Below are 24324 nucleotides of genomic sequence, written 5' to 3'. Positions count from 1 at the left end.
GGGGATGAACAAAGCAGCCGCATCGGCCGGCACTCCCCCGCACCCCCACGAGGCCGCCCGCAAGGGCTACGTCACCGGCCTCGTCCTTGCCACGCTGGGCGCCATCGCCTTCAGCGGCAAGGCCATCATCGTCAAGCTGGCGTACCGCTATGGCGTCGACGCCATCACGCTCATCATGCTGCGCATGCTCTTCGCGCTGCCGCTGTTCGCGCTCATGGCGTGGTGGGCCGGCCGCGGCAAGCCCGCGCTCACGACGCGCGACTGGCTCGGCATCCTGGGGCTCGGCTTCTCGGGCTACTACCTCGCGAGCTTTCTCGACTTTGCCGGGCTGGCCTACATCTCGGCCAGCTTCGAGCGGCTGATCCTGTACCTCAACCCCACGCTGGTGCTGTTCTTCGGCTGGCTGCTGTACCGGCGCCGCCCGACGCGCCCGCAGGTGTTCGGCATGGTCGTGAGCTACGCCGGCGTGCTGCTGGTGTTCGGCCACGAGCTCTGGACCGGTGGCGACGGCAAGCGGCGGCGGTGCGGCCGCATGGGGCGCGTTCCTCGTGTTCCTGAGCGCAGTGAGCTACGCGGGCTACCTTGTGTACAGCGGCGAGTTCGTCAAGCGCCTGGGCTCGCTGCGGCTCGTGGGTTTGGCCACCACCGTGGCCTGCCTGCTGTGCATCCTGCAGTTCGTGCTCACGCGGCCGATGAGTGCGGCGATGGCGGTGGCGCCCGAGGTGATCTGGCTGTCGGTGCTCAACGCCACGCTGTGCACGGCTGTGCCTGTCCTCATGGTGATGATGGCCATCGAGCGCATCGGCCCCGCCATTGCGGCGCAAACCGGCATGATCGGGCCCCTGTCCACCATCCTCATGGGGGTGGTCATATTGGGTGAGCCGTTCACCGCGTGGATCGCGGCCGGCACGGTGCTCGTCATCGCGGGCATCTTCGTTTTCACACGCAAGGGGCGCTAGCCGCCCTGCACGATCAATCGATCGATCGACTGGAGCAAACACATGGATCTGGGCATTGCAGGCAAGACCGCACTGGTGTGCGGCGCGAGCAAGGGGTTGGGCTACGGCTGCGCCGAGGCGCTGGTGCGCGAAGGCGTCAACGTGGTGATCGTGGCGCGCGGCGCCGAGGCGCTCGACGCTGCAGCCAAGCAGTTGGTGGCAGCGGCCGGCCCGTCGGGTCCGTTCGTCAAGCACGTGGCAGCCGACATCACGACCGAAACCGGCCGCGCGGCCGTGTTCGCGCTGGGCCACGACTTCGACATCGTCGTCACCAACGCCGGCGGCCCGCCGCCCGGCGACTTCCGCAACTGGGACCGCGAGGCGTGGATCAAGGCGGTCGACGCCAACATGCTCACGCCGATCGAACTCATCAAGGCCACGGTGGACGGCATGGCCAAGCGCGGCTTCGGTCGCATCGTCAACATCACGTCGAGCTCGGTGAAGTCGCCGATCGACATCCTGGGTTTGTCGAACGGCGCGCAGCGCCTCACGGGCTTCGTGGCGGGCGTGGCGCGCACGTCGGTGGCGGCGCAGGGCGTGACCATCAACAACCTGCTGCCGGGCTCCTTCGAGACCGACCGCCTCAAGGGCACGATGGCCGGCGCGGCGCAGAAGTCGGGCCAGGATTTCGACACGGTATGGGAAGCGCGCAAGAAGAACATTCCGGCCAAGCGCTTCGGCAACCCGGCGGAGTTCGGCGCGATCTGCGCGTTCCTGTGCAGCATGCAGGCCGGCTACATGACAGGGCAAAACGTGCTCGCCGACGGCGGCGCCTACCCGGGCACGTACTGACCGCAGCGGCGCGCGTTCAGCGCCGCGACGACACCACGATCCCGCCGACGATCAGCACGAAGGCGGCGCCGTGGTACCAGTGCGGTGCCTCGCCCAAGAAGGCCGCTGACAGCACGGCCGCGAACAGCGGCGTGAGGTTCATGAAGATGCTCGCCGCCTGCGGCCCCGCGCGTTGCACGCCGGTGCCCCAGCAGCGGTAGGCCAGCACGGCGGGGCCGATGCCGATGAACAGCATCGCCGCAATGAGCGGCCAGCCCAGGTCGATGTGGGCGTCGGTCAGCGTCCATTCGCCGGCGGCCAGTGCGCCCGACCATGCGAGGCCGAACACCAGCTGCGCCATCAGGAAGGCGGCCCAGTCTGCGCGCACATTGGCAGGCTCGTTCGTGCGCGCCAGCAGCCAGCTGTAGAAGGCCCAGACGATGGTGCCCACGATCATGTACAGGTCGCCCGGCACCAGTCGCAGCGCCAGCAGCTGTTGCCACTCGCCGCGGCTCAGGACCAACAGCACCCCGAGCATCGACAGCAGCGCGCCGCCCACCGTGCGCCGGCTGGCGCGCGCGCCGAAGCACAGCGTGCCGACGGCCAGCATCCACAGCGGCAGGCTCGAGCCCACCAGCGTGACGTTGATCGGCGTGGAAGTCTGCAGCGCCAGGTACTGGAACGCGTTGTACAGGCCGATGCCCAGCAGGCCCAACAGCGCGTAGCGCTTCCAGTGCGCCCACAGCGGGCTGCTCCGTCGCAGCACCCACGCCGCCAGCGGCAGCAGCAGCACGAACGCGATCAACCAGCGCACGAAGTTCAGCGTCAGCGGCGACACCAGCGCGCGCACCAGACGGCCGACCACCGCATTGCCGGCCCACAGCAGCGGCGGAACGGTAAGCAGAAGGGCGGTGAGGGGCGTGAGGCGGTGGTGCGATGCGGACGACATGGCCGCCGACTCTACCGGGCCCGCGCAGTGCCCCGTGGCCCGTCGCGAAAAGAGCAAACGTGGCACGATGCCCGTCCCATTCTTTTTTCCCCTGCGTGGAGACAGCAACGATGTTGAGCAAAGCCGTCCGTATCGACCGCCATGGCGGTCCCGAGGAACTGAAGGTCGTCGAGGTCGAGGTGGGCGAGCCCGGCCCCGGCGAGATCCGCATCCGCCACAAGGCCGTGGGCCTGAACTTCATCGACACCTACCAGCGCACCGGTCTGTACCCGTTCCAGATGCCGCTGCAACTCGGCATGGAAGCATCCGGCGTCGTCGAGGCGGTGGGCGAGGGCGTGACGCACCTGAAGGCCGGCGACCGTGCCGCCTACGCGAGCCAGCCGCCCGGCGCCTATTGCGAGCTGCGCGTGATGCCCGCCAAGTGCGTGTGCAAGCTGCCCGACGACATCTCCTTCGAGACCGGCGCGGCCATGATGCTCAAGGGCCTCACCGCGCAGTACCTGCTGAAGAAGACGCTGCCGGCCGAAGGTCTGCAGCCCGGCGACTTCGTGCTGTTCCATGCGGCGGCCGGCGGTGTCGGCCTCATCGCGTGCCAGTGGGCCAAGGCGCTCGGCCTGCAGCTCATCGGCACGGCCGGCAGCGACGCCAAGTGCAAGCTCGCGCTGGCGCACGGCGCAGCGCACGCCATCAACTACAGCACGGAGAACTTCGCGGCGCGCGTGAAGGAGATCACCGGCGGCAAGGGCGTGAAGGTGGTGTACGACTCGGTGGGCAAGGACACCTTCGAAGGCTCCGTCGACAGCCTGCGCCCCTTCGGCCTGCTGGCGATCTTCGGCAACGGCTCGGGCCCGGTGCCGCCAATCAACCTCGGCCTGCTGGCCTCGAAGGGCTCGCTCTACGTGACGCGTCCGACGCTGTTCACGCACATCGCCACGCGCGAAAGCACGCAGGCCATGGCCGACGACCTCTTCGCGGTGGTGCGAAGCGGCGCGGTGAAGATCCCCATCGACCAGCGCTATGCCCTGGCCGACGTGCAGCAGGCGCACCGCGACCTCGAGGCACGCAAGACCACGGGCTGCACCATCCTCACGCTCTGAACCAGCGCAGAGGCCGGCGGGTGATGTCCTACGCGCGGTGAGGTGTCACACCTTCGACTTGTGGCGGGCGCAATTTGTAGCCTGCACTTGTCCCTTCGCACCTCCCGCCATGACCACCGTCCGCGCCTTCATCGTCGAAGACAACCCCGCGCTCCGTGCGAGCCTGGCGGGCACGCTGCGCGAGATGGCGCGCATCGATCCGGTCGGCCAGGCCGAGTCGGAGGCCGAGGGCACGCGCTGGCTCACGCACAACCCGGCGCTGTGGGACCTGGCCATCGTCGACCTGTTCCTGGGCGACGGCACCGGCTACAGCGTGCTCGAGGCCTGCCGCAACCGCGACCCGAAGCAGAAGATCGTGGTGCTGAGCAACCACGCCACGCCCGAGACGCGCCGCAAGTGCGCGCAGCTCGGCGCCGACGCGGTGTTCGACAAGGCCACCGAGGTCGAGGACCTGATCGACTACTGCGTGCGCCAGCGGCAGGAGCGTTTTTTCAGCGCGCCTTCGTCGCCGGCGCGGCCGATGCCTCACTGAGCGCGGCCGTCTCGCGCACCATGCGCCAGACCCGCTGCGCGAGCGGCGACAGCTCGCGGTTGCGGCGCCGTATGAGCATGATCGCGCGCTGCACATTCGGCACCAGCGGGCGCACCACCAGACTCGCCAGCCCCTCGGGCGGCAGCGACAGCCCCGGCATCACGCTGATGCCGATGCCGGCCTCGACCATGCGGAACACGGTGGTCGCATGGCCCAGCTGCTGCTTCACGTCGCAGCGCGCGCCGTGCCGCTCCAGCGCCAGGTCGATGAGGCGCCGGCTGCCCGAGGCGTGATCGAGCAGCACCAGCGGCTGGCCGTCGAGTGCCGACCAGTTCACCGAAGCCTTTTTTTCCGTCAGCCGATGGCCGGGCAACGTGACCACCATGAAGGGGTCGGCGAGGATCGATTCGCAGTGCAGGTCGTCGGCTTCGGAGGGCTCGATCACCACGCCGAAATCGACCTCGCCGCTGCGCACGCTGTCCAGCACGTCCTGCTGGATGCGGTCGAGCAGCAGAAACTGGATGCCCGGCGCCTGCACCGCGCAGGCCGCGATGCAGTCGGGCATGAGGTTGGCCGACAGCGTGGGGCTGCTCGCCACGCGCACCTTGCCGCCGCGCGCGCTGGCCAGGCCGGCCACGTCCTGCAGGGTCTGGTCGAGTTCGTCGAGCACGCGGTCGAGCCGGGCCGCGAACGAGTGGCCGGCTTCGGTCAGCACCACCTCGCGCGTGGTGCGGTCGAGCAGCTTCAGGCCCAGCTGGGCCTCGAGTTCCGAGATCGACCGGCTCACGGCAGGCTGGCTCAGGCCCACCTGGTCGCCTGCGCGGCTGAAGTTGCGGCCCTCGGCCACCGAGCGGAAGACACGGAGTTGACGCAGCGTGACGTTCATGCGCTCAAATCATATATCCATCCGATAAATCCATTTCTCTTTTGAATGGGCGAGCGGTCCAATGCAGGCCATGGCACGTTCACGCTTTCTTCCTGACAACTTCACGCTCACGCTCGTCGCGGTCGTCACCCTGGCCAGCCTGTTGCCCGCCAGCGGCCGCGTGGCGCATTTCTTCGAAGGCCTGACCACGGTCGCGATCGGGTTGCTGTTCTTTTTGCACGGCGCCAAGCTGTCGCGCGAGGCGATCCTTGCGGGCATCACGCATTGGCGGCTGCACCTGCTGGTGTTCGCCTGCACGTTCATCCTGTTCCCGCTGCTGGGGCTCGCGCTGCGGCCCGTGCTGGGGCCGCTGGTGACGCCGCAGCTGTACACGGGCGTGCTGTTCCTGTGCGTGCTGCCTGCGACGGTGCAGTCGGCGATTGCGTTCACGGCCATGGCGCGCGGCAACATGCCGGCCGCGATCTGCAGTGCGTCGGCGTCGACGTTGCTGGGCGTGTTCATCACGCCGGTGCTGGTGAGCCTGGTGGTCTTGCCGGAAGGTGGCGCGGTGGCGTCGTCTTCTTCGCTCGATGCGATCGGACGCATCCTGCTGCAGCTGCTGGTGCCGTTCGTCATCGGGCACCTGTCGCGTCCGTTGATCGGCAAGTGGATCCAGAAGCGCGCCGCGGTGCTGAAGTTCGTGGACCAGGGCTCGATCCTGCTGGTGGTCTACACGGCGTTCAGCGCGGCGGTGATCGAAGGGCTCTGGAAGCAGATTCCCGTGAGCGCGCTGCTCGGCCTGCTGCTGGTGTGCGGTGTGCTGCTGGCACTCGCGCTGGGCCTCACGACCTTCATGGCGCGGCGCTTCGGCTTCAACATCGAGGACGAGATCACCATCGTCTTCTGCGGCTCGAAGAAGAGCCTGGCGAGCGGATTCCGATGGCGAAGGTGCTGTTTGCCTCGCACGCCGTCGGTGCGATCGTGCTGCCGCTGATGCTGTTTCATCAGATGCAGCTCATGGTCTGCGCGGTGCTGGCGCAGCGCTATGCGCGGCGCACTGCCGCAGCCACGGCACCCGCGCTGCGGACGGCCGAGTAGTTTTCCGGGTCAGTCGACCGAGGTCCGCGTCGGCCCCGACGCGGTCGGCGACGCCGACACACCGGCAAGTTCGAGGGCTTCGAGCGCCTCGTATTCCACCGCCAGGAAGTCCACCAGCTTGCGCACCGACGGCAGCAGGCCGCGGCGCGACGGGAACACCGCGTGCACGATGCCGCTGCGCGGCGCCCATTGCGGCAGCGCATCGACGAGGCGGCCGGCCTGCAGGTCCTCGCGCACCATCATCGTCGGCATCTTGGCCACGCCCACACCTTGCAGGGCGGCATGCCGCAGCGCGGCCATGTCGTCGGTCACCAGGCGGGGCTGGTGGCGCACCTCGGCGCTTGCGCCGTCGGGGCCTTCGAGCGACCAGGTGTGGTGCGGCTGGGCCGGGCCGAGGTCGAGGCTGGGCAGCAGGCCGATGTCGGCGGGGCTGGCCGGCGCCGTCAGGCCTTCGAGCAGGCGCGGGTGGGCCACCAGCCGCTGCGTGCTGTGGCCCAGCACCTTCATCACGAGGTCGGTGTCTTCGAGCGGCGGAAAGCGCACGCGCAGTGCGAGGTCGAAGCCCTCGCGGATCACGTCGACGCGGCGGTTGGTGCTTTCGAGCTGCACCGTCACCCGCGGGCATTCGGTCATGAAGCGGGCGAGCATTTCGGCCACCTGGTAGTACACCAGCGCCGACGGGCAGGACAGCCGCACCAGCCCCTGCGGGTCGGACTGCAGGCGGTCGATGGCCTCCTGCGCGGCGTCGGCCTCGACCAGCATGGCGACGCAGTGCTCGTAGTACTGGCGGCCGATGTCGGTGACGCTGAAACGGCGCGTGGAACGCTGGATGAGGCGCACGCCCAGCCGCTCTTCGAGCAGCGCGATGCGCCGGCTCAGGCTCGACTTGGGCACGCTCAGCGCGCGGCCGGCCGGGGCAAAACCGCCGTGGTCGACCACCTGGGCGTAGTAGTAAAGGTCGTTCAGGTCGCGCATGGCTTTTGGGGGCCCTCCGTGCCGTTGATCGTTCGTCAGATGGAACGATGAGGGCGAATTCTGGCATCTACTCAAAGCATCGTTGCGGCCCCATCCTTGATGCATGGCTTTCCCACACCGGGCGAGCCGCCAGATGGAAAGGAAAGACCCCATGAAGAAGATCCTCGGCACCTACAGCGCCCCGCGCCCGCACTGGGTCGGCGACGGCTTTCCTGTGCGCTCGCTGTTCAGCTACGACACGCTGGGCCGCCACGCCAGCCCCTTTTTGCTGCTGGACTACGCCGGTCCCGCCCAGTTCACGCCGACCGCGCAGCCGCGCGGCGTGGGCCAGCACCCGCACCGCGGCTTCGAGACCGTGACGATCGTCTATAAGGGCGAGGTGTCGCACCGCGACTCGACCGGGCAGGGCGGCACCATCGGCCCCGGCGACGTGCAATGGATGACCGCGGGTGCGGGCATCCTGCATGAAGAGTTCCATTCCGAAGCGTTCACGCGCGACGGCGGCGAGCTCGAGATGGTGCAGCTGTGGGTCAACCTGCCCGCCAAGGACAAGATGGCCACGCCCGGCTACCAGGCCATCGTCGATGCGCAGATTCCGTCGGTGCCGCTGCCTGAAGGCGCGGGCAGCGTGCGCGTGATTGCAGGCGACTACCTCGGCAACAAGGGGCCGGCGCACACCTTCACACCCATCGACGTGTGGGACCTGCGCCTGAACCAGGGGGCGCAGGTGACGCTGCCGGTGCCCGAAGGCCATGCGGCCGCGATCGTGGTGCTGCGCGGCACGGTGCAGGTGAACGGCGAGACGGTGGTGCGTGACGCGCAGATGGTGCTGCTCGACCGCGCGGGCGATGCGCTCACGATCGACGCCAACAACAACGACGCGGTGGTGCTGCTGCTGAGCGGAGAGCCGATCGACGAACCCATCGTCGGCCACGGCCCGTTCGTGATGAACACGCGCGACGAGATCGTGCAGGCGATGAAGGATTTCGGCAGCGGGAAGTTCGGGCAGATGCCGGAGGCGGTCGCGCACTGAGCGCGACGCCAGGTTCGCCGCCGCCTTGATTGAAAGATCAGGCGGCGGTGAGCATGCCCGGCCTCGATGAAGGCCACCACCTCGGCGACGCCCGTGTGCGTCTTGAGGTTGGTCATCACGTAGGGGCGCTGGCGGCGCATGCGTTGGGTGTCCTGTTCCATCACATCGAGGTTCGCGCCGACGTAGGGCGCGAGGTCGGTCTTGTTGATGACGAACAGGTCGCTCTTGGTGATGCCGGGACCGCCCTTGCGCGGGATTTTTTCGCCGGCCGCCACGTCGATCACGTAGATCGTGAGGTCCGACAGCTCGGGGCTGAAGGTGGCCGCGAGGTTGTCGCCGCCCGATTCGACGAACACGATGTCGGCGTCGGGAAAGTCTTCGAGCATGCGGTCGATGGCCTCGAGGTTGATCGACGCGTCTTCGCGGATCGCGGTGTGCGGGCAGCCGCCGGTTTCCACGCCCATGATGCGCTCGGCCGGCAGCGCGCCGGCCACGGTGAGCAGGCGCTGGTCTTCCTTGGTGTAGATGTCGTTGGTGATGGCGACGAGGTCGTACTTGTCGCGCATCGCCTTGCAGAGCATTTCGAGCAAGGTGGTCTTGCCCGAGCCGACGGGGCCGCCGATGCCCACGCGCAGCGGCAGGAGCTTCTTGGTGCGGTTCGGGATGTGGTGCAGGGCGGAGGTCATGGGCGGAAAGGTCCGGTTCGGTCAGCTTCGGAAGAGGCGGGAATATTGTGTTTCATGGCGGGCCGACAACACGGCCAGCAGGGGCGCGAAGGCCTGGCGCTCGTCGTCGCTCAGCGTCATCGCGCGGTCGACGGCCGCGGGATTTCGTTCGCGAGCCGCGCGAGGATGCGCTGGCCCGCGCTCTGGCCCAGCGGCACGGCCTTGACGGCGGCGGCGACCATGTTCTCGGCCCAGCCGAAGGCGAAGGCGAGGCAGCCGTCTTGCACGGTCGCTTCGGTGCGGCTGGCCGCGAACGCGAAGGCCACGGGTAGGTCGCAGGCAGGCCGGCAAAGACCTCGGCCGTGTCGGCATGGTGCAGCTTCAGCCACTCGACGAAGGAGCGGCCCATCTGCTCGGTCTGCAGGAAGAACTCGGCGGATTCGCGGGTGTGGAGCACCCAGTCGTTGAGGGTGCGGAGGCGTTGTGCGTCGTTCGCGCGCCAGGCGGTGATGGCCTGGGCCATCAGTGCAAGGTCGCCGCGCGCGAAGCTCAGGTGCAACTGGTCGGAGAGCCACTCGGTGGCACTGGCTTCTGATTGGATGCCGGCCCATTCGACGGCGGCCTCGATGCCTTCGGAGTACGAGAAGCCGCCGACCGGCAGGGCGGGGGAGGCCAGCCAGATGAGCTGTAGGAGGCTGTGCGGGGTGGGCATTTGTTTTTAACGTGCGCCGCTGTTCAGGGCGCGTGCGCAGGCCACCGGGTACTTCCCTCCGCGAATGTCCCCCGGGCTTCGCCCTCCTCCTTGATTTCGCTGCGGAAGCACCCAGTGTCCTGCGCACGGAAGGGCGGTGGGGCATTTCAATGCGTGGCCGTGAGTGGTCGTGCGAGTGGTCGTGGCCGTGATCGTCGTCGAGCAGTTCGGGGCGAGCACGAGTGGCTTCGGACCGCTCTTGCCGTGGTCATGGCCATGGTCGTGACTGTGGCCGCCGTGCGAGTGTCCTTGCGATCCGTACGCGCCGCCTTCGGGCTCGAAGGCTTCTTCGACGGCGACGACGATCAGGTGCATCGAACGCAGCATGTCGGCCAGTACGTGGTCGGGTTCGATCTTCAGGTGATCGGGCTTGAGCTCGATCGGAACATGCCGGTTGCCCAGGTGGTAGGCCGCGCGCGTCAGGTCGAAGGGCGTGCCGTGGGCCGTGCAGTGCGTGATGCGCAGCACCGGCTGCGGCGCCGCGATCACGCGCACCAGCGAACCGTCTTCCGCGACCAGCACGTCGCCGCCGCGCACCGCGGTGCCGCGCGGCAGGAAGATGCCGATCTGCCGGCCCTGCGAGTCGGTGGCGTCGAAACGGCTTTTCTGGCGCACGTCCCAATCGAGTTCGATGGTGGCGGCACGCTTGAGCAGCACGGGCGCGAGACCGCGGCCCTGGGGCATGAGTTTGTTGGCGGTGAGCATGGCGGGTTGCGACTCCAAGTTTGACCGGCTAATATAACGTTTGTTATAACTTTTGTTCTTCGGAGCGAAACCATGTCCGCTATCAAAGTCACTCAGATCGGCAATTCGGTTGGCGTCATCCTGCCCAAGGAATTGCTGTCGAGCATGAATGTGGGCAAGGGCGACACGCTTTACGTCACGAAGGCCTCGAACGGCGGCTTCAACATCACGCCGTACGACGAAGCATTCGAGCAGCAAATGGAAGCGGCGCGACGCGTCATGAAGAAGCGCCGCAACGTCCTGCGCGAGCTCGCTAAATGACGGCCGCCAACCAGCCTTGGATGTGGCTCAGCGCCAAACTCATGGCGTTGGTGCACGAGGAACAGCTCGCCGAACACGGCGGGCCCGCGGGAATTCGCGACGAAGGCATGCTCGCTTCCGCGATGGGCCGTCCTCAGCATCGGGCGCTGTACGAATCCCCCGATGCCGCGGCGCTGGCCGCCTGCTACGCGTTTGGCATCGCGCGCAACCATCCCTTCGTGGATGGCAACAAGCGGACGGCATTCGTGGCGATGGAGGTGTTTCTCGATCTCAACGGATTCGAGTTCACTGCCTCGGACGAGGAGTGCGTGCTCCAGGTGCTCGCCCTCGCTGCGGGCGAGGTCGAGGAGGAAACTTTCGCCCAATGGATTCGCGATCGCGTGGTGTCGCAACACGCCTGACATTCAGAACAGAAAGTACCGCTGCGCCATCGGCAGCACCTTCGCCGGCTCGCAGGTCAGCAGGTGCCCGTCGGCGCGCACCGCGTAGGTCTGCGCGTCGATCTCCATCTTCGGCGTGTAGCCGTTGTGGATCAGGTCCTGCTTGCGCACGTTGCGGATGTTCTTCACCGCGCTGAGGTGCTTGCTCAGGCCGTAGCGCTCCTTGATGCCCGCGGCCAGTCCGGCCTGCGAGACGAAGGTCAGCGAGCTTTTGGCGAGCGAGCCGCCGTAGGCGCCGAACATCGGGCGGAAGTGCACCGGCTGCGGCGTGGGGATCGACGCGCTGGGGTCACCCATCGCGGCCATGGCGATGGTACCGCCCTTGATGATGGTGAAGGGCTTCACGCCGAAGAAGGCCGGCTTCCAGACCACGAGGTCGGCCCACTTGCCGACTTCGATCGAACCGACTTCGTGCGCGATGCCGTGCGCGAGGGCGGGGTTGATCGTGTACTTGGCCACGTAGCGCCGCGCACGGAAGTTGTCGTTGCGTTCGCTGTCTTCGGGCAGCGCGCCGCGCTGCTGCTTCATCTTGTGCGCGGTCTGCCAGGTGCGGATGACCACCTCGCCGACACGGCCCATGGCCTGGCTGTCGGAGCTGAACATGCTGATCGCGCCCAGGTCGTGCAGCACGTCTTCGGCGGCGATGGTTTCCTTGCGGATGCGCGACTCGGCAAAGGCCAGGTCTTCGGCGATGCCGGCATCGAGGTGGTGGCACACCATGAGCATGTCGACGTGCTCGTCGAGCGTGTTCACCGTGTAGGGCATCGTCGGGTTGGTCGACGAGGGCAGAAAGTTCGCCTCGCCCACCACGCGCAGGATGTCGGGCGCATGGCCGCCGCCCGCGCCCTCGGTGTGGAAGGCGCAGATGGCGCGTCCGCCCACGGCGGCAATGGTGTTCTCGACAAAGCCCGATTCGTTCAGCGTGTCGCTGTGGATCGCCACCTGCGTGTCGGTGGCGTCGGCCACATCGAGGCAGTTGCTGATGGCCGCGGGCGTGGTGCCCCAGTCTTCATGCAGCTTCAAGCCGATGACGCCGGCTTCGATCTGCTCGTGCAGCGCATCGGGCAGGCTCGCGTTGCCCTTGCCGAGAAAGCCGAGGTTCATCGGGAAGGCATCGGCCGCCTGCAGCATGCGCTCGATGTGCCACGGGCCCGGCGTCGCGGTGGTCGCGAAGGTGCCGGTGGCCGGGCCGGTGCCGCCGCCGAGCATGGTCGTCACGCCCGAGGCCAGCGCCTCCTCGATCTGCTGCGGGCAGATGAAGTGGATGTGGCTGTCGATGCCGCCCGCGGTGACGATGGTGCCTTCGCAGCTGATGATCTCGGTGCCCGGGCCGATGACGATATCCACGCCCGGTTGCACGTCGGGATTGCCGGCCTTGCCGATGGCGGCGATGCGGCCGTCCTTCAGGCCGATGTCGGCTTTCACGATGCCCCAGTGATCGAGGATGAGGGCGTTGGTCATCACCGTGTCGACGGCGCCTTGGGCGCGCGTGCGCTGCGACTGCGCCATGCCGTCGCGGATCGTCTTGCCGCCGCCGAACTTCACCTCTTCGCCGTAGCCGCCGGCGCGCAGCGTGTAGTCGGCTTCCACTTCGATCAGCAGGTCGGTGTCCGCGAGACGAACCCGGTCGCCCACGGTGGGGCCGAAGATTTCTGCATAGGCGCGTCGCCCGATGGTGGCCATGTTTCAGAGCTTCCTTGAACGAGGCCGCGAAAGCCGTAGACGATGCGATCGCCGGAAAAATCGACCAGCTCGACCGTGCGCTGCTGGCCCGGCTCGAAGCGCACCGCGGCGCCCGAGGCGATGTTCAGCCGCATGCCGCGTGCGGCGGCGCGGTCGAAGTCGAGGGCGCCGTTGGTTTCGGCGAAGTGATAGTGCGATCCGACCTGGATCGGCCGGTCGGCCGTGTTGCGCACCACCAGCGTGAGCGCGCGGCGGCCGGGGTTGAGCGTGTGCTCGCCGTCGTCGATGAGGAGTTCGCCGGGCGTCATGGCCGCCTCAGATCGCCTGGGCCAGCAGCGTGGCGCCGAGGGCGACGACGGCAGCGCCGGCCACGCGTGGCAGCCACGCGTTGGCATGGCGCAGCGCCCAGCCCAGCGCGATGCCGGCGGTGTGCAGCAGCAGCGTGGCGCTGACCATGCCAGCCAGCGTGAGGGCGGCGCCGTGTTCGCCCGCCAGCTCGTGGCCGTGTGCCACGCCATGGAAAACGGCGAACAGGCCCACGACGGCCATGGCAACGCCGGCCGGCAGGTGCACGCGCGTGGCGACCAGCAGGCCCAGCACCAGCAGCGAGGCGGCGATCATCGGCTCGACGGCCGGCAGCTGCACGCCGGCCAGCCCGGCCAGCGCTCCCGCGAGCAGCATGGCTGCGAAGGCCAGCGGCGCCCACAGCAGGTCGGGCCAGGCCCGGCGCGCGACCAGCGCGCTCCACAGGCCGACCGCGACCATCGCCGCGAGGTGATCGGCGCCGGTCAGCGGGTGCATGAAGCCGGTGACAAAGCCGTGGTGCACGCCGCCGTCCACGCCGGTGTGGGCGCTGGCGGCCAGCGGCAGCAGGAGGGTGACGAGCAGGGCGGAAGTCTTTGCGAAGCGCATGGCGGGATCTTTCTTCTTGTGGCGGAGGTTCTTCAGACGATCGGCTGGTGGACGGTCACGAGCTTGGTGCCGTCGGGAAAGCTGGCTTCGACCTGGATGTCGGGAATCATGTCGGCGATGCCGTCCATCACGTCGGCGCGGGTGAGCACGCTGCGGCCCTCGCTCATCAGCTCGGCGACGCTCTTGCCGTCGCGGGCGCCTTCCATCACGGCGGCGGTGATCAGCGCGATGGCTTCGGGGTAGTTGAGCTTGAGCCCGCGTGCCTTGCGGCGTTCGGCCAGCAGGGCGGCCGTGAAGATCAGCAGCTTGTCTTTTTCGCGCGGGGTCAGTTCCATGGCGGCGGCTTCGTCGGGTGGCGGTCGGTGATTATGGGCAAGGCAATCTCTTTGCAACAGTCGTGCCCTGTTCGCCAAATGACGTACCCGGTGGCACGGAAGCTGCACCGAAACGGTGTGAACCCTGCCGACGCACCCCTCCTTCCCGACGACGCGCCCCAGCGCATCGTGAAGGTGCGGCGCGACTACAACAGCTGGGTCGCGAGCGAAACGCTCGAGGACTACGCGCTGCGCTACACGCCGCAGCGCTTTCGCAAATGGTCCGAATGGCGGGTGGCCAACACGGCCTTCGGGGCGGCGTCGTTCCTGGTGCTGGAGGCGGTCGGCGCCACGCTGCTGGTGCAGTACGGCTTCGCCAATGCCTTCTGGGCGATCCTCGTGACGGGGCTCATCATCTTCCTGGCAGGGCTGCCGATCAGCGTGTACGCGGCGCGCTACGGGCTGGACATGGATTTGCTCACGCGCGGCGCGGGCTTCGGCTACATCGGCTCCACGCTCACCTCGCTGATCTACGCGAGCTTCACCTTCATCTTCTTTGCGCTCGAGGCGGCCGTGATGGCCTATGCGCTCGAGCTGGCGCTGGGCATTCCGCCGGTGTGGGGCTACCTGGTGTGCGCGCTGGTGGTGATTCCGCTGGTCACGCACGGGTGTCGGTGATCAGCCGGCTGCAGCTGTGGACACAGCCGCTGTGGCTGCTGATGCTGGTGGTGCCCTTTGTGTTCGTGCTTGTGCGCGATCCTGGTGCGTTCGCGGGTATCACGCACTACAGCGGGGCGAAGCCGGGCGCGCAGGGATTCAATTTGCACCTGTTCGGTGCTGCGTTGACGGTCGGCATCGCGCTCATCACGCAGATGGGCGAGCAGGCCGACTATCTGCGCTTCATGCCGGCGCGCACCGCGGGCACGGCGCGCCGCTGGTGGGCCGGCGTGCTGGCGGGCGGGCCGGGCTGGGTGGTGCTGGGGTGGTCAAGATGCTGGGCGGGGCTGCGCTGGCCTACCTGGCGATCACGCACATGGTGCCGGTCGAGCGCGCGGTCGATCCGAACCAGATGTACCTGGCGGCCTACGAGTACGTGTTTCCGAACTACGGCTGGGCGGTGGCAGCGACGGCGCTGTTCGTGGTGATCTCGCAGCTGAAGATCAACGTGACGAACGCCTACGCGGGCTCGCTGGCCTGGAGCAATTTCTTCTCGCGCGTGGCGCACAGCCACCCGGGGCGCGTGGTGTGGGTGGTGTTCAACGCGCTCATCGCCTTCATGCTGATGGAGATGAACGTGTTCGAGGCGCTGGGCGACGTGCTCGGGCTGTTCGCCAACATCGCCATCGCCTGGATGATGGCCGTGGTGGCCGACCTGGTCATCAACAAGCCGCTGGGGCTGTCGCCGCCGGGCATCGAGTTCAAGCGCGCGCACCTGTGGGACATCAACCCGGTGGGTGTGGGTGCGATGGCGCTGGCGTCGGTGCTGTCGATCACGGCGCACCTCGGTGTGTTCGGGCCGCTGGCGCAGGCGTTCTCGGCGCTGATCGCGCTCGGCACGGCGCTGGTCGCGTCACCGCTGCTGGCGTGGGCCACGGGCGGCAAGTACTACCTCGCGCGCACGTCCGACGCCGGCGGCTCGGTGCTGTTCGCGCCGGCCGCGGGCGGGCGCAAGGTGCGCTGGACGCGGGTCGAATCGTCGTCGGACGACGGCGGCAGCTACCAGCGATTGAAGGTGCAGCACTGCGTGATCTGCGATCGCGAGTACGAAGGGCCCGACATGGCGCACTGCCCGGCCTACCAGGGCGCGATCTGCTCGCTGTGCTGCACGCTCGATGCGCGCTGCGGCGATCTGTGCAAACCGCACGCGAGCCTGTCGGCGCAGTGGTCTGGCGTGCTGCGCTGGCTGCTGCCGCGCCGCAGCTGGCGCTACCTTGACACCGGGCTCGGGCACTTCCTGCTGCTGATGCTGGTCATCGTGCCGCTGCTGGCCGTGGTGTTCGGCGTGCTCTACCAGCAGGAGCTGCGGGCCCTGAGCGAGGGCGCGCTCGCGCTGGCGGCACAGGCCGACGTGGCCGGGGCGCTGGCCGCCGTGCAGCAGGCCTCATTGCGTTCGGGGTTTCTCAAGGCCTACATGGCGCTGCTGGTCATCGCGGGCATCGTCGCGTGGTGGCTGGTGCTGGCGCACCAGAGCCGCAAGGTGGCGCAAGAGGAATCGAACCGGCAGACCCACCTGCTGGTGCGAGAGATTGCGCTGCACCGCGAGACCGACCGCGCGCTGCAGGATGCCAAGCAAAGCGCCGAAGAAGCCCGTGAGATCGCCGAGCACGCCAAGCTCGCGGCCGACCAGGCGCGGCGCGCGGCAGACCTCGCGAACCAGGCTAAGAGCCGCTACATCAGCGCCATCAGCCACGAGCTGCGCACGCCGCTCAACAGCATCCTGGGCTACGCGCAGCTCATGGGCGAAGACCACTCGGTGCCGCCGCACCGCCAGCAGGCGGTGGCCGTCATCAAGCGCGGCGGCGAGCACCTGCTGTCGCTCATCGAGGGCACGCTGGCCATCGCCCACATCGAGGCCGGCAAGCTCACGCTGGACGCGCGGCCGATGCGCTTTGCCGATGCCATGCGCGAGCTGGCCGACATGTTCGAACTGCAGGCGGCCGAGAAGGGCCTGCGCTTTCGCTTCGAGGCGGCCGGCGCATTGCCCGACGTGGTTCGCGCCGACGAGAAGCGCGTGAGCCAGATCCTCATCAACCTGCTGGGCAACGCGATCAAGTTCACAGCAGCGGGGCAGGTGACCTTGCGCCTTTCCTACGCACGCGAGTTCGCCGCCATCGAGATCGAGGACACCGGGCCGGGCATGACGGACGCCGACATCGAGCGCATCTTCGAGCCCTTTGCGCGCGGCCACGCGGCGGTGTCGTCGGCGCCGGGCGCGGGCCTGGGCCTGACCATCGCGAAGATGCTGACCGACCTGATGGGCGGCGAGATGAAGGTGCGCAGCACGCCGGGCGAAGGCTCGCTGTTCTGCGTGCGGCTGTTCCTGCCGCGGGTGCATGAGGCGGTAGCCGGCACCGCGCGCGTCGCACCGGCACCGCGTGCACGGCGAGGCTACGAGGGCGTGCGCCGGCGCCTGCTGGTGGTCGACAACGAGGAGGCCGACCGCGAGCTGCTGGGCCATGTGCTCGCGCCGCTGGGCTTCGAGCTGCGCAGCGCGGCCAGCGGGCACGACGCGCTGGACCTCATCGCCGCGGGTTACCGGCCCGACGCCATGTTCGTCGACCTCGCGATGCCCGGCATCGACGGCTGGGAAACCATCCGACGCGCGCGCAAGCTGGGGCTGGCCGAAGCGTCGGTGGCCATCGTCTCGGCCAATGCTTTCGACAAGGGGCTCGACAACGACGTGGGCATTGCGCCCGAAGACTTCTTCGTCAAGCCCGTGCGCCACAGCGAACTGCTCGACTGGCTGGAGCGCCGGCTCGCCTTGACATGGACCGACACCGCCGCGCGGCCTGCGCCCGCCGTGGCCGCGCCGCGCGCGATGCAGCCGCCGTCGCTGGCGCGTCTGCGTGCACTCGACGAAGCGGTGAGCCTGGGCTACTTTCGCGGCATCATGAACCAGCTCGACGACATCGACGCCGCGCAGCCCGAGTGCGCTGCATGGACCGAGGCCCAGCGCGCGCTGGCCCGCCAGTTCCAGTTCGAAGCCATGGGCCGCGCGCTGGCCGAAGCCGCCGAGGGCGCCGCATGACTCTCTTGTCTCCACCGACCATGCTGACTTCACCGCTCGCCCGCACGCTGCGTGAGCAGCAGGGCGCCCACGGCGACCTGGTGCTGATCGTCGACGACGTGCCCGACAACCTCGCCGTGCTGCACGACGCGCTCGACGAATCGGGCTACACCGTGCTCATCGCCACCAACGGCGAGCAGGCGCTGCAGCGCGCCGCGCAGGCGCGCCCCGACATCGTGCTGCTCGACGCCATGATGCCGGGCATCGACGGCTTCGAGGTGGCGCGCCGGCTCAAGGCCGATGCGGCCACCGCGCACATCCCCATCGTGTTCATGACGGGCCTCACCGAGACTGAACACCTCGTGGCCGCGCTCGAGGCGGGCGGGGTCGACTACGTCACCAAGCCGATCAAGCCGAAGGAGGTGCTGGCGCGCATGAACGTGCATCTGCAGGGCGCCCGCCGCGCGCGACAGGAGGCGCACCAGGCCGGGCAGGCACGCAATGCGCTCGACGCCTTCGGCTACGCGAGCATCACGGTGCGGCTGCCCGAGGGGCGGCTGATCTGGCAGACGGCGCTGGCGCGCGACCTGCTGTCGCGCTACTGCGAAACGCAGGCGCCCGAGACGCCGCCGGCCGTGCTCGACTGGCTGCGCCAGCACGCGCCCGAGGCCCGCGCGCGCGGCATCGAGCCGCCCGCGCTGACCATCGCGCAGGGCGCGCGCAGCCTGAGCCTGCGGCTGCATCGCCAGACCGGCGAAGACGATGCCGGCGACGAATGGATGATCGTCATGCGCGAGGTGTCCGACACCGCCGTGATCGAGGCCATGAGCCTGAGCCTGAAGCTCACGGCGCGCGAGGCCGAGGTGCTGTACTGGGTGGTCAAGGGCAAGACCAACAAGGACATCGGCGAGATCCTCGGCAGCAGCCCGGCCACGGCCAAGAAACACCTGGAGCGCGTGTACGTGAAGCTGGGCGTCGAGACGCGCACGGCGGCGGCCGGCGTGGCGATCAAGCGCCTCCGCGAGCTGCAGCCGCAGTTCGAGTTCTGAGTGATCTGCAGGCGGCGCCGCGTCATGGCGCGGACTTTCCGGCTTCCTAGAATGAGGCAGGGCTCTCTGAGGGAAGCACGAGATGAAGAACAACAACAAGCGCACCGCACGCCTGCTGCTCGCTGCATGCGCGGCGCTGCCGGGCCTCGGCGCACAGGCCGCCGGCCACTTCGATGTCGACGATGCCGGCACGCTCGATCCGGGTCAGTGCCAGTACGAAACCTGGTGGGGCCGCAGCGGCGCCGAGCCGGTCACGACGGGCTTTCATGTCGGGCCAGCCTGCCGGGTCGGGCCAGTCGAGCTGGGACTGAACGTCGACCGGCTCTCGGCGCAGGGTGTGCACTCGGTCACGGGCGGCCCGCAACTCAAATGGACCTTTGCCGGCACGGCCGCCGATGCGCCTTTCAGCGCCGCCGTGTCGATGGGTGCAGTGGCCGATCTGCGGCGCGGCGGTCGCATGGGTGGACAGCTGGTCGTGCCGCTCACCTGGCGGCCCACCGAGAGTCTGCAATTTCACGCCAACCTCGGTGCCGACTGGGCGCTGGGCACCGGCGCGCGCACGCCGCGCGGCGGCCTGGCGGTGGAGTGGGCGCTGAACGATGCCGTGTCGCTGATCGCCGAGCGCCTCCGGGCCGGGGACGTGTGGACCTCGCGCGTGGGCGGCCGCGTCAGCCTGACACCGCTGATCAGCCTCGACATCAGCACGTCGCGCACCGGGCCGCAGGGCACGCGCGGCGTGGTGATCGGGCTGAACCACGAGTTCACGTGGAAATAAGTGAAGAGAAACTGAAAGCCACTGCAATGGGATGAATTCCCGTATCGGGAAATTGGTTGATTTTGAATAAGATTCCGTCACATTTATTAACGAGTCAACGATCCGTGACCCCATCGCCCGTTCTGGACTTCAAGTTCACCGCACCGCCGGAGAGCCCCGCGCAGACCTTCCTGCCGGGCCGGCCGGCCGGGGTGCTCGGCCGCTCGTTCACGCCCGAGCGCAATCCGCGCCTGCAGGGTTTGCAGTGCCTGCGCTGCGACACGCTGTACCCGGTTTCGCTGGCCAACGACGGCTGCCCGGCCTGCCGGCAGGCCGGCTTTCACGTCGGCCTGCGCGCGAGCTACCGGCCCGGCGGGCCGGACGTGGTGCCGATGCCGTACCTGCAGGGCTTTTCGCTCGGCGAGGGAAACACGCCACAGCACGACATGCCCGACCTGGCGCAGCAGTTCGGCGTGGCACGCCTGAGCATCAAGGACGAATCGCGCAACCCGACCGGCTCGCCCAAAGACCGGCTGACCGCGATGGGCGTGGCGCAGGCGCTGGACGCCGGCGCCCACACGCTGGTGCTCGCGTCGTCGGGCAACACGGCGGTGTCGGCGGCGCACTACGCGTGGGCGGCGGGGCTCGGCTGCGAAGTGGCCACGTACGAGGCGATGCCCGCGACCTACGCGCGCCAACTCGACGCGCTGGGCGCACGGCGTTATGTGTTTGCCGACAACACCGGCCGCTGGGGTTTCGTGCGCGAGCGCTCCCAGTACCCGGGCTATTTCGCGCTGACCAACTACCGCCTGCCGGCGCTCGGCAACGCGCCGCTGGGCGTGGAGGGCTACAAGGCCATTGCCGAAGAGTGCCTGCAGGACGGCGGCCTGCCCGACCACGTCGTGGTGCCGACCGGGCGCGGCGACATGGCCTGGGGCATCTACGCCGGCTTTCGCGAGCTGCTGGCGGCGGGGCGCATCGCGCGCCTGCCGCGGATGTGGCTGGTCGAGCCGTTCCCGCGGCTGTCGCGCGTGCTCGGGGGCGGGGCGCTCAATGGCAACTATCCCGGTCGCACGGCGCAGTTGTCGAGCGCGGGCGCGACGGTCACATATCTGCAGTGGCAGGCCGCCACGGCCAGCGGCGGCGGTGCCGTGGTGGTGGGCGACGACGAAGCCCGCGCGGCGCGGCGGCTGCTCACGGCGGCCGGCGTGAGCGCCGAATTGGCGGCGGCGGCGGGCCTGGGCGCGGTGCGGCAACTGCGCGAGGCCGAGACCATCGCGGCCGATGCGCACGTCGTGCTGGTGCTGACCTCCGACGCATCGAGCGATCCGAGCTGGCCCGATCGCGCCGTCGTTGCTTGAAGCGGTGTGCGGTCCCGGGGCTCAGCGCCCGGTGTACACCTTGATGCGGATCGTCGCGACGTCCCAGCCCCGGTTCTTCAGGCGCGTGACCAGCATCGGCGACAGCTGGCGCAGCTTGGCCGCCGCGGCACTGCCCTTGACCAGCAGGCACCAGACATCGCCCTCGGCCGGCCCCGGCTGGATGGCCGCGCGCATGGCCGGCGGAATCAACCCTTCGATGGCCTTCAGCCGCTCGGCCGTGTCCCGCGCGCGCGCCATCAGGCTCCCCAGGGTGGGGGCGCCTGCCGCAGCTTCGTGCAGTGAAATGGCGGGGGGAAGTCGGCGATACATGGGTAATCCAGGGGTTAGAAACAAGACAGCTAAAATGCCCGGTTTGCCGACGCTTGCGTCGGCGTTTGTTCCGGAACGGGGCCATCCGACTTCGAGACTTGCCAAGCTTGCATTCGAAGAAGGTGCGCCCAACTGCTTTCACCATATCTTAGGGAATCCGGTCGCAGTGCCTGTCGTGTCAGGTGCCCGCCCCTCTCCACGCCCATGGCAACCAACTTCCTGACCCAGATCTTCGGCAGTCGCAACGACCGGCTCCTCAAGCAGTATCGCAAGACGGTGACGCGCATCAATGCGCTCGAACCCGAGTTCGAAAAGCTCAGCGACGATGCGCTGCGCGCCAAGACGCAGGAATTCAAGGACCGCGTCGCCAAGGGCGAAAGCCTCGACGACCTGCTGCCCGAAGCCTTCGCCACCGTGCGCGAAGGCTCCAAGCGCGTCATGAAGATGCGCCACTTCGACGTCCAGCTGCTCGGCGGCATGGCGCTGCACAACGGCAAGATCTCCGAAATGCGCACCGGCGAAGGCAAGACGCTGACCGCCACGCTGCCCGTGTACCTGAACGCGCTGTCCGGCAAGGGCGTGCACGTGGTCACGGTGAACGACTACCTGGCCAACCGCGACGCGACCTGGATGGGCCGCCTGTACAACTTCCTGGGCCTGTCGGTCGGCATCAACCTGCCGCAGATGCCGCGTGAGGAAAAGCAGGCCGCCTACGGCAGCGACATCACGTACGGCACCAACAACGAGTACGGCTTCGACTACCTGCGCGACAACATGGTCTACGAGCCCGGCGACCGGGTGCAGCGTGGCCTGAACTTCGCGATCGTCGACGAGGTCGACTCCATCCTGATCGACGAGGCCCGCACGCCGCTGATCATCAGCGGCCAGGCCGAAGACCACACCGACCTGTACCTGGCGATCAACAAGGTGGTGCCGCTGCTCAAGAAGCAGGAAGGCGAAGCCGATCCGCGCACGGGCGAGGGCGTCACGGTGCCCGGCGACTTCACGGTCGACGAAAAAACCCATCAGGTGTTCCTGACCGAAGACGGCCATGAGAACGCCGAGCGCATCCTGGGCGAACTGAAGCTGATTCCCGAGGGCGCGTCGCTGTACGACCCGGCCAACATCACGCTGATGCATCACCTGAATGCCGCGCTGCGTGCCCGCCACCTGTACCACCGCGACCAGCACTACGTGGTGCAGCAGGGCGAAGTGGTCATCGTCGACGAATTCACCGGCCGCCTCATGAGCGGTCGCCGCTGGAGCGATGGCCTGCACCAGGCCGTGGAAGCCAAGGAAGGGGTCGAGATCCAGGCCGAGAACCAGACGCTCGCTTCGATCACCTTCCAGAACTACTTCCGCCTGTACGGCAAGCTGGCCGGCATGACCGGCACGGCCGACACCGAGGCCTACGAGTTCCAGGAAATCTACGGTCTCGAGACCACGATCATTCCGCCGAACCGCATCAGCAAGCGCGACGACCAGCTCGACCGCGTCTACAAGACGACGCGCGAGAAGTACGAAGCGGCCATCCAGGACATCCGCGAGTGCTACGAGCGCGGCCAGCCCGTGCTGGTGGGCACCTCGTCGATCGAGAACTCGGAAATCATCGACGCCCTGCTCGAGAAGGCGGGCCTGCCGCACCAGGTGCTGAACGCCAAGCAGCACGCCCGCGAAGCCGACATCGTGGCGCAGGCCGGTCGCACGAAGATGATCACCATCGCGACCAACATGGCCGGCCGCGGCACCGACATCGTGCTGGGCGGCAACATCGAGAAGATGATCGAGGCGATCGAGGCCGACGAAGGCCGCGACGAAGCCACCAAGCAGGCCGACATCGCGCACGTGCGCGCCGAATGGACCAAGGACCACGAGTTCGTGAAGTCGCTGGGCGGCCTGCGCATCATTGCGACCGAACGCCACGAGTCGCGCCGCATCGACAACCAGCTGCGCGGCCGTTCGGGCCGCCAGGGCGATCCGGGTTCCTCGCGCTTCTACCTGAGCCTGGACGATCCGCTGATGCGCATCTTCGCGGGCGACCGCGTGAAGGCGATCATGGACCGCCTGAAGATGCCCGACGGCGAAGCCATCGAGGCCGGCATCGTCACGCGCAGCATCGAGAGCGCGCAGCGCAAGGTCGAGGCGCGCAACTTCGACATCCGCAAGCAGCTGCTCGAGTACGACGACGTGTCGAACGACCAGCGCAAGGTGATCTACCAGCAGCGCAACGACATCCTCGACGCGACCGACCTCACGGCGCAGATCGCCGCGCTGCGCGAAGGCTGCTTCACCGACCTCGCGCGCCAGTACGTGCCGCGCGAATCGGTCGAAGAGCAGTGGGACCTCGACGGCCTCGAGAAGAGCCTGTTCAGCGAGTGGGGCATCGACATGCCGCTCAAGCAGCTGGTCGAGTCGTCGGAAGCCATCTCCGACGAGGAAGTGGTCGAGAAGATCGTGGCCTACGCCAACGAGAGCTTCGACGCCAAGGTCACGCTGATCGGCCAGGAGAACTTCACCCAGTTCGAACGCATGGTGCTGCTGCAGAGCATCGACACCCACTGGCGCGAACACCTGGCTTCGCTCGACTACCTGCGCCAGGGCATCCACCTGCGCGGCTATGCGCAGAAGCAGCCCAAGCAGGAATACAAGCGCGAGGCCTTCGAGCTCTTCGGCCAGCTGCTCGACTCGGTGAAGAACGAAGTCACCCGCCAGCTCATGACGGTGCGCGTGCAGTCGGGCGAACAGCTCGAGCAGGCGGCCGAAGAAATGGAAAGCCGCGGCGAGAACGTCTCGAACATCACCTACACCGCGCCCACCGAGACGGGCGAGGTCGAGGTGCGCGTCGACGAAGAGAACCAGCGTCGCCTCGCGGCCGTCGGCACCGGCGCCCTGAGCGCCGAAGCCGCTGCCTTTGCTCGCGTCGGCCGCAACGACCCGTGCCCCTGCGGCAGCGGCAAGAAATACAAGCAGTGCCACGGCAAGCTGAACTGAAGCCTCGCACTTTTTATTGAGAGA

21 protein-coding genes and 4 pseudogenes are annotated in these 24324 nt (G+C 68.1%); 14 read left to right on the top strand and 11 right to left on the bottom strand.

Annotated elements, in window-relative coordinates; genetic code table 11:
* Nucleotides 1-4: 4 nt before the first annotated feature.
* A pseudogene (locus GFK26_RS33900) lies at nucleotides 5-959 on the top strand (DMT family transporter).
* Nucleotides 960-1001: 42 nt separating this feature from the next.
* Entirely contained in the window at nucleotides 1002-1790 is a 789-nt protein-coding gene (locus GFK26_RS33895; RefSeq protein WP_153285799.1) for an SDR family oxidoreductase, read from the top strand.
* A gap of 16 nt (nucleotides 1791-1806) precedes the next feature.
* On the opposite strand, the gene GFK26_RS33890 is transcribed toward GFK26_RS33895, so the two are convergent.
* Nucleotides 1807-2718, bottom strand: coding sequence for a DMT family transporter (locus GFK26_RS33890; protein WP_153285798.1), 912 nt, complete (start codon nucleotides 2716-2718; stop codon nucleotides 1807-1809).
* A 110-nt stretch (nucleotides 2719-2828) separates the two neighbouring features.
* Here GFK26_RS33890 and GFK26_RS33885 point away from each other — a divergent pair, with 110 nt between their 5' ends.
* Nucleotides 2829-3815 carry a quinone oxidoreductase family protein gene (locus GFK26_RS33885; RefSeq protein ID WP_153280328.1) on the top strand — a complete coding sequence of 329 codons (987 nt, stop codon included), beginning with the start codon at nucleotides 2829-2831 and terminating at the stop codon, nucleotides 3813-3815.
* Nucleotides 3816-3924: 109 nt separating this feature from the next.
* Nucleotides 3925-4347 (top strand): response regulator, encoded by a 423-nt coding sequence (locus GFK26_RS33880; protein ID WP_153280327.1) that lies wholly within the window; start codon nucleotides 3925-3927, stop codon nucleotides 4345-4347.
* On the opposite strand, the gene GFK26_RS33875 is transcribed toward GFK26_RS33880, so the two are convergent.
* Nucleotides 4307-5233 (bottom strand): LysR family transcriptional regulator, encoded by a 927-nt coding sequence (locus tag GFK26_RS33875; RefSeq protein ID WP_153280326.1) that lies wholly within the window; start codon nucleotides 5231-5233, stop codon nucleotides 4307-4309. The genes GFK26_RS33880 and GFK26_RS33875 overlap by 41 nt on opposite strands.
* Nucleotides 5234-5303: 70 nt before the next feature.
* Here GFK26_RS33875 and GFK26_RS33870 point away from each other — a divergent pair.
* Nucleotides 5304-6310 (top strand): annotated as a pseudogene (locus tag GFK26_RS33870) (bile acid:sodium symporter family protein).
* 9 nt (nucleotides 6311-6319) lie between these two features.
* Here the strand turns inward: GFK26_RS33870 and GFK26_RS33865 are convergent.
* Complete coding sequence (locus GFK26_RS33865) at nucleotides 6320-7285, bottom strand: LysR family transcriptional regulator (RefSeq protein WP_153280323.1); 966 nt, start codon at nucleotides 7283-7285, stop codon at nucleotides 6320-6322.
* Between the two features lie 151 nt (nucleotides 7286-7436).
* On the opposite strand from GFK26_RS33865, the gene GFK26_RS33860 reads away from it, so the two are divergent.
* A complete protein-coding gene (locus GFK26_RS33860) occupies nucleotides 7437-8318 on the top strand; it encodes a pirin family protein (RefSeq protein WP_153285797.1) in 882 nt (293 codons plus the stop codon).
* A 37-nt stretch (nucleotides 8319-8355) separates the two neighbouring features.
* On the opposite strand, the pseudogene ureG reads toward GFK26_RS33860, so the two are convergent.
* From ureG to ureE, 3 genes and pseudogenes are all read right to left on the bottom strand, one after another.
* A pseudogene (gene ureG, locus GFK26_RS33855) lies at nucleotides 8356-9004 on the bottom strand (urease accessory protein UreG).
* A 21-nt stretch (nucleotides 9005-9025) separates the two neighbouring features.
* Nucleotides 9026-9695, bottom strand: a pseudogene (locus GFK26_RS33850) (urease accessory protein UreF).
* Between the two features lie 6 nt (nucleotides 9696-9701).
* A complete protein-coding gene (gene ureE / locus GFK26_RS33845; protein ID WP_228121851.1) occupies nucleotides 9702-10439 on the bottom strand; it encodes an urease accessory protein UreE in 738 nt (245 codons plus the stop codon).
* Nucleotides 10440-10511: 72 nt separating this feature from the next.
* Here ureE and GFK26_RS33840 point away from each other — a divergent pair, with 72 nt between their 5' ends.
* Together GFK26_RS33840 and GFK26_RS33835 are read left to right on the top strand one after the other, a co-directional pair.
* Nucleotides 10512-10739 (top strand): AbrB/MazE/SpoVT family DNA-binding domain-containing protein, encoded by a 228-nt coding sequence (locus tag GFK26_RS33840; RefSeq protein ID WP_153280319.1) that lies wholly within the window; start codon nucleotides 10512-10514, stop codon nucleotides 10737-10739.
* On the top strand, nucleotides 10736-11140 hold the full coding sequence (locus GFK26_RS33835) for a type II toxin-antitoxin system death-on-curing family toxin (RefSeq protein ID WP_153280318.1): 405 nt from the start codon (nucleotides 10736-10738) through the stop codon (nucleotides 11138-11140). The genes GFK26_RS33840 and GFK26_RS33835 overlap by 4 nt, the downstream gene beginning before the upstream one ends.
* 3 nt (nucleotides 11141-11143) lie before the next feature.
* Here the strand turns inward: GFK26_RS33835 and ureC are convergent, their stop codons facing one another.
* From ureC to GFK26_RS33815, 4 genes are read right to left on the bottom strand one after another with little or no spacing between them, the layout of a single operon-like run.
* Nucleotides 11144-12862 carry an urease subunit alpha gene (ureC, locus tag GFK26_RS33830; protein WP_153280317.1) on the bottom strand — a complete coding sequence of 573 codons (1719 nt, stop codon included), beginning with the start codon at nucleotides 12860-12862 and terminating at the stop codon, nucleotides 11144-11146.
* Nucleotides 12775-13170, bottom strand: coding sequence for an urease subunit beta (locus tag GFK26_RS33825; RefSeq protein WP_228121850.1), 396 nt, complete (start codon nucleotides 13168-13170; stop codon nucleotides 12775-12777). Before GFK26_RS33825 ends, ureC begins: the two co-directional genes overlap by 88 nt.
* Nucleotides 13171-13177: 7 nt before the next feature.
* A complete protein-coding gene (locus GFK26_RS33820; protein ID WP_153280316.1) occupies nucleotides 13178-13774 on the bottom strand; it encodes a HupE/UreJ family protein in 597 nt (198 codons plus the stop codon).
* A gap of 32 nt (nucleotides 13775-13806) precedes the next feature.
* Nucleotides 13807-14109, bottom strand: a complete 303-nt coding sequence (locus GFK26_RS33815; RefSeq protein WP_101488960.1) for an urease subunit gamma — start codon at nucleotides 14107-14109, stop codon at nucleotides 13807-13809.
* 117 nt (nucleotides 14110-14226) lie between these two features.
* Here GFK26_RS33815 and GFK26_RS34745 point away from each other — a divergent pair, with 117 nt between their 5' ends.
* The 5 genes from GFK26_RS34745 (at nucleotide 14227) to GFK26_RS33795 (ending at nucleotide 20979) form a co-directional block, all read left to right on the top strand.
* Nucleotides 14227-14766 carry a purine-cytosine permease family protein gene (locus GFK26_RS34745; RefSeq protein ID WP_416222532.1) on the top strand — a complete coding sequence of 180 codons (540 nt, stop codon included), beginning with the start codon at nucleotides 14227-14229 and terminating at the stop codon, nucleotides 14764-14766.
* A 259-nt stretch (nucleotides 14767-15025) separates the two neighbouring features.
* A complete protein-coding gene (locus GFK26_RS33810; RefSeq protein ID WP_416222531.1) occupies nucleotides 15026-17836 on the top strand; it encodes an ATP-binding protein in 2811 nt (936 codons plus the stop codon).
* Nucleotides 17837-17856: 20 nt separating this feature from the next.
* Entirely contained in the window at nucleotides 17857-18864 is a 1008-nt protein-coding gene (locus GFK26_RS33805) for a response regulator transcription factor (protein ID WP_153285796.1), read from the top strand.
* Nucleotides 18865-18946: 82 nt separating this feature from the next.
* The gene (locus tag GFK26_RS33800) at nucleotides 18947-19639 is read left to right on the top strand and encodes a hypothetical protein (protein ID WP_228121849.1); all 693 of its coding nucleotides are present in this window, start codon (nucleotides 18947-18949) and stop codon (nucleotides 19637-19639) included.
* 104 nt (nucleotides 19640-19743) lie between these two features.
* The gene (locus GFK26_RS33795; protein ID WP_153285795.1) at nucleotides 19744-20979 is read left to right on the top strand and encodes a pyridoxal-phosphate dependent enzyme; all 1236 of its coding nucleotides are present in this window, start codon (nucleotides 19744-19746) and stop codon (nucleotides 20977-20979) included.
* A 21-nt stretch (nucleotides 20980-21000) separates the two neighbouring features.
* Here GFK26_RS33795 and GFK26_RS33790 read toward each other — a convergent pair whose 3' ends face one another.
* Entirely contained in the window at nucleotides 21001-21309 is a 309-nt protein-coding gene (locus GFK26_RS33790) for a DciA family protein (protein WP_056578205.1), read from the bottom strand.
* A 204-nt stretch (nucleotides 21310-21513) separates the two neighbouring features.
* On the opposite strand from GFK26_RS33790, the gene secA reads away from it, so the two are divergent.
* Nucleotides 21514-24300, top strand: a complete 2787-nt coding sequence (gene secA, locus GFK26_RS33785) for a preprotein translocase subunit SecA (RefSeq protein ID WP_153285794.1) — start codon at nucleotides 21514-21516, stop codon at nucleotides 24298-24300.
* Nucleotides 24301-24324: the final 24 nt, after the last annotated feature.

The organism is Variovorax paradoxus (genome assembly GCF_009498455.1).
Lineage (GTDB): Bacteria > Pseudomonadota > Gammaproteobacteria > Burkholderiales > Burkholderiaceae_C > Variovorax > Variovorax paradoxus_H.
This window is presented reverse-complemented; position numbering and strand designations above follow the sequence as displayed.

What these genes read in the sequence shown, in the direction of transcription:
- GFK26_RS33880 (WP_153280327.1), top strand. Translation starts at nt 3,925, where the DNA reads ATGACCACCGTCCGCGCCTTCATCGTCGAAGACAACCCCGCGCTCCGT.
- ureC (WP_153280317.1), bottom strand. Translation starts at nt 12,862, where the DNA reads ATGGCCACCATCGGGCGACGCGCCTATGCAGAAATCTTCGGCCCCACC.
- GFK26_RS33820 (WP_153280316.1), bottom strand. Translation starts at nt 13,774, where the DNA reads ATGCGCTTCGCAAAGACTTCCGCCCTGCTCGTCACCCTCCTGCTGCCG.
- GFK26_RS33890 (WP_153285798.1), bottom strand. Translation starts at nt 2,718, where the DNA reads ATGTCGTCCGCATCGCACCACCGCCTCACGCCCCTCACCGCCCTTCTG.
- GFK26_RS33800 (WP_228121849.1), top strand. Translation starts at nt 18,947, where the DNA reads ATGAAGAACAACAACAAGCGCACCGCACGCCTGCTGCTCGCTGCATGC.
- GFK26_RS33815 (WP_101488960.1), bottom strand. Translation starts at nt 14,109, where the DNA reads ATGGAACTGACCCCGCGCGAAAAAGACAAGCTGCTGATCTTCACGGCC.
- GFK26_RS33840 (WP_153280319.1), top strand. Translation starts at nt 10,512, where the DNA reads ATGTCCGCTATCAAAGTCACTCAGATCGGCAATTCGGTTGGCGTCATC.
- GFK26_RS33895 (WP_153285799.1), top strand. Translation starts at nt 1,002, where the DNA reads ATGGATCTGGGCATTGCAGGCAAGACCGCACTGGTGTGCGGCGCGAGC.
- GFK26_RS33835 (WP_153280318.1), top strand. Translation starts at nt 10,736, where the DNA reads ATGACGGCCGCCAACCAGCCTTGGATGTGGCTCAGCGCCAAACTCATG.
- GFK26_RS33875 (WP_153280326.1), bottom strand. Translation starts at nt 5,233, where the DNA reads ATGAACGTCACGCTGCGTCAACTCCGTGTCTTCCGCTCGGTGGCCGAG.
- GFK26_RS33825 (WP_228121850.1), bottom strand. Translation starts at nt 13,170, where the DNA reads ATGACGCCCGGCGAACTCCTCATCGACGACGGCGAGCACACGCTCAAC.
- ureE (WP_228121851.1), bottom strand. Translation starts at nt 10,439, where the DNA reads ATGCTCACCGCCAACAAACTCATGCCCCAGGGCCGCGGTCTCGCGCCC.
- GFK26_RS33860 (WP_153285797.1), top strand. Translation starts at nt 7,437, where the DNA reads ATGAAGAAGATCCTCGGCACCTACAGCGCCCCGCGCCCGCACTGGGTC.
- GFK26_RS33790 (WP_056578205.1), bottom strand. Translation starts at nt 21,309, where the DNA reads ATGTATCGCCGACTTCCCCCCGCCATTTCACTGCACGAAGCTGCGGCA.
- GFK26_RS33865 (WP_153280323.1), bottom strand. Translation starts at nt 7,285, where the DNA reads ATGCGCGACCTGAACGACCTTTACTACTACGCCCAGGTGGTCGACCAC.
- GFK26_RS33805 (WP_153285796.1), top strand. Translation starts at nt 17,857, where the DNA reads ATGCTGACTTCACCGCTCGCCCGCACGCTGCGTGAGCAGCAGGGCGCC.
- GFK26_RS33885 (WP_153280328.1), top strand. Translation starts at nt 2,829, where the DNA reads ATGTTGAGCAAAGCCGTCCGTATCGACCGCCATGGCGGTCCCGAGGAA.
- secA (WP_153285794.1), top strand. Translation starts at nt 21,514, where the DNA reads ATGGCAACCAACTTCCTGACCCAGATCTTCGGCAGTCGCAACGACCGG.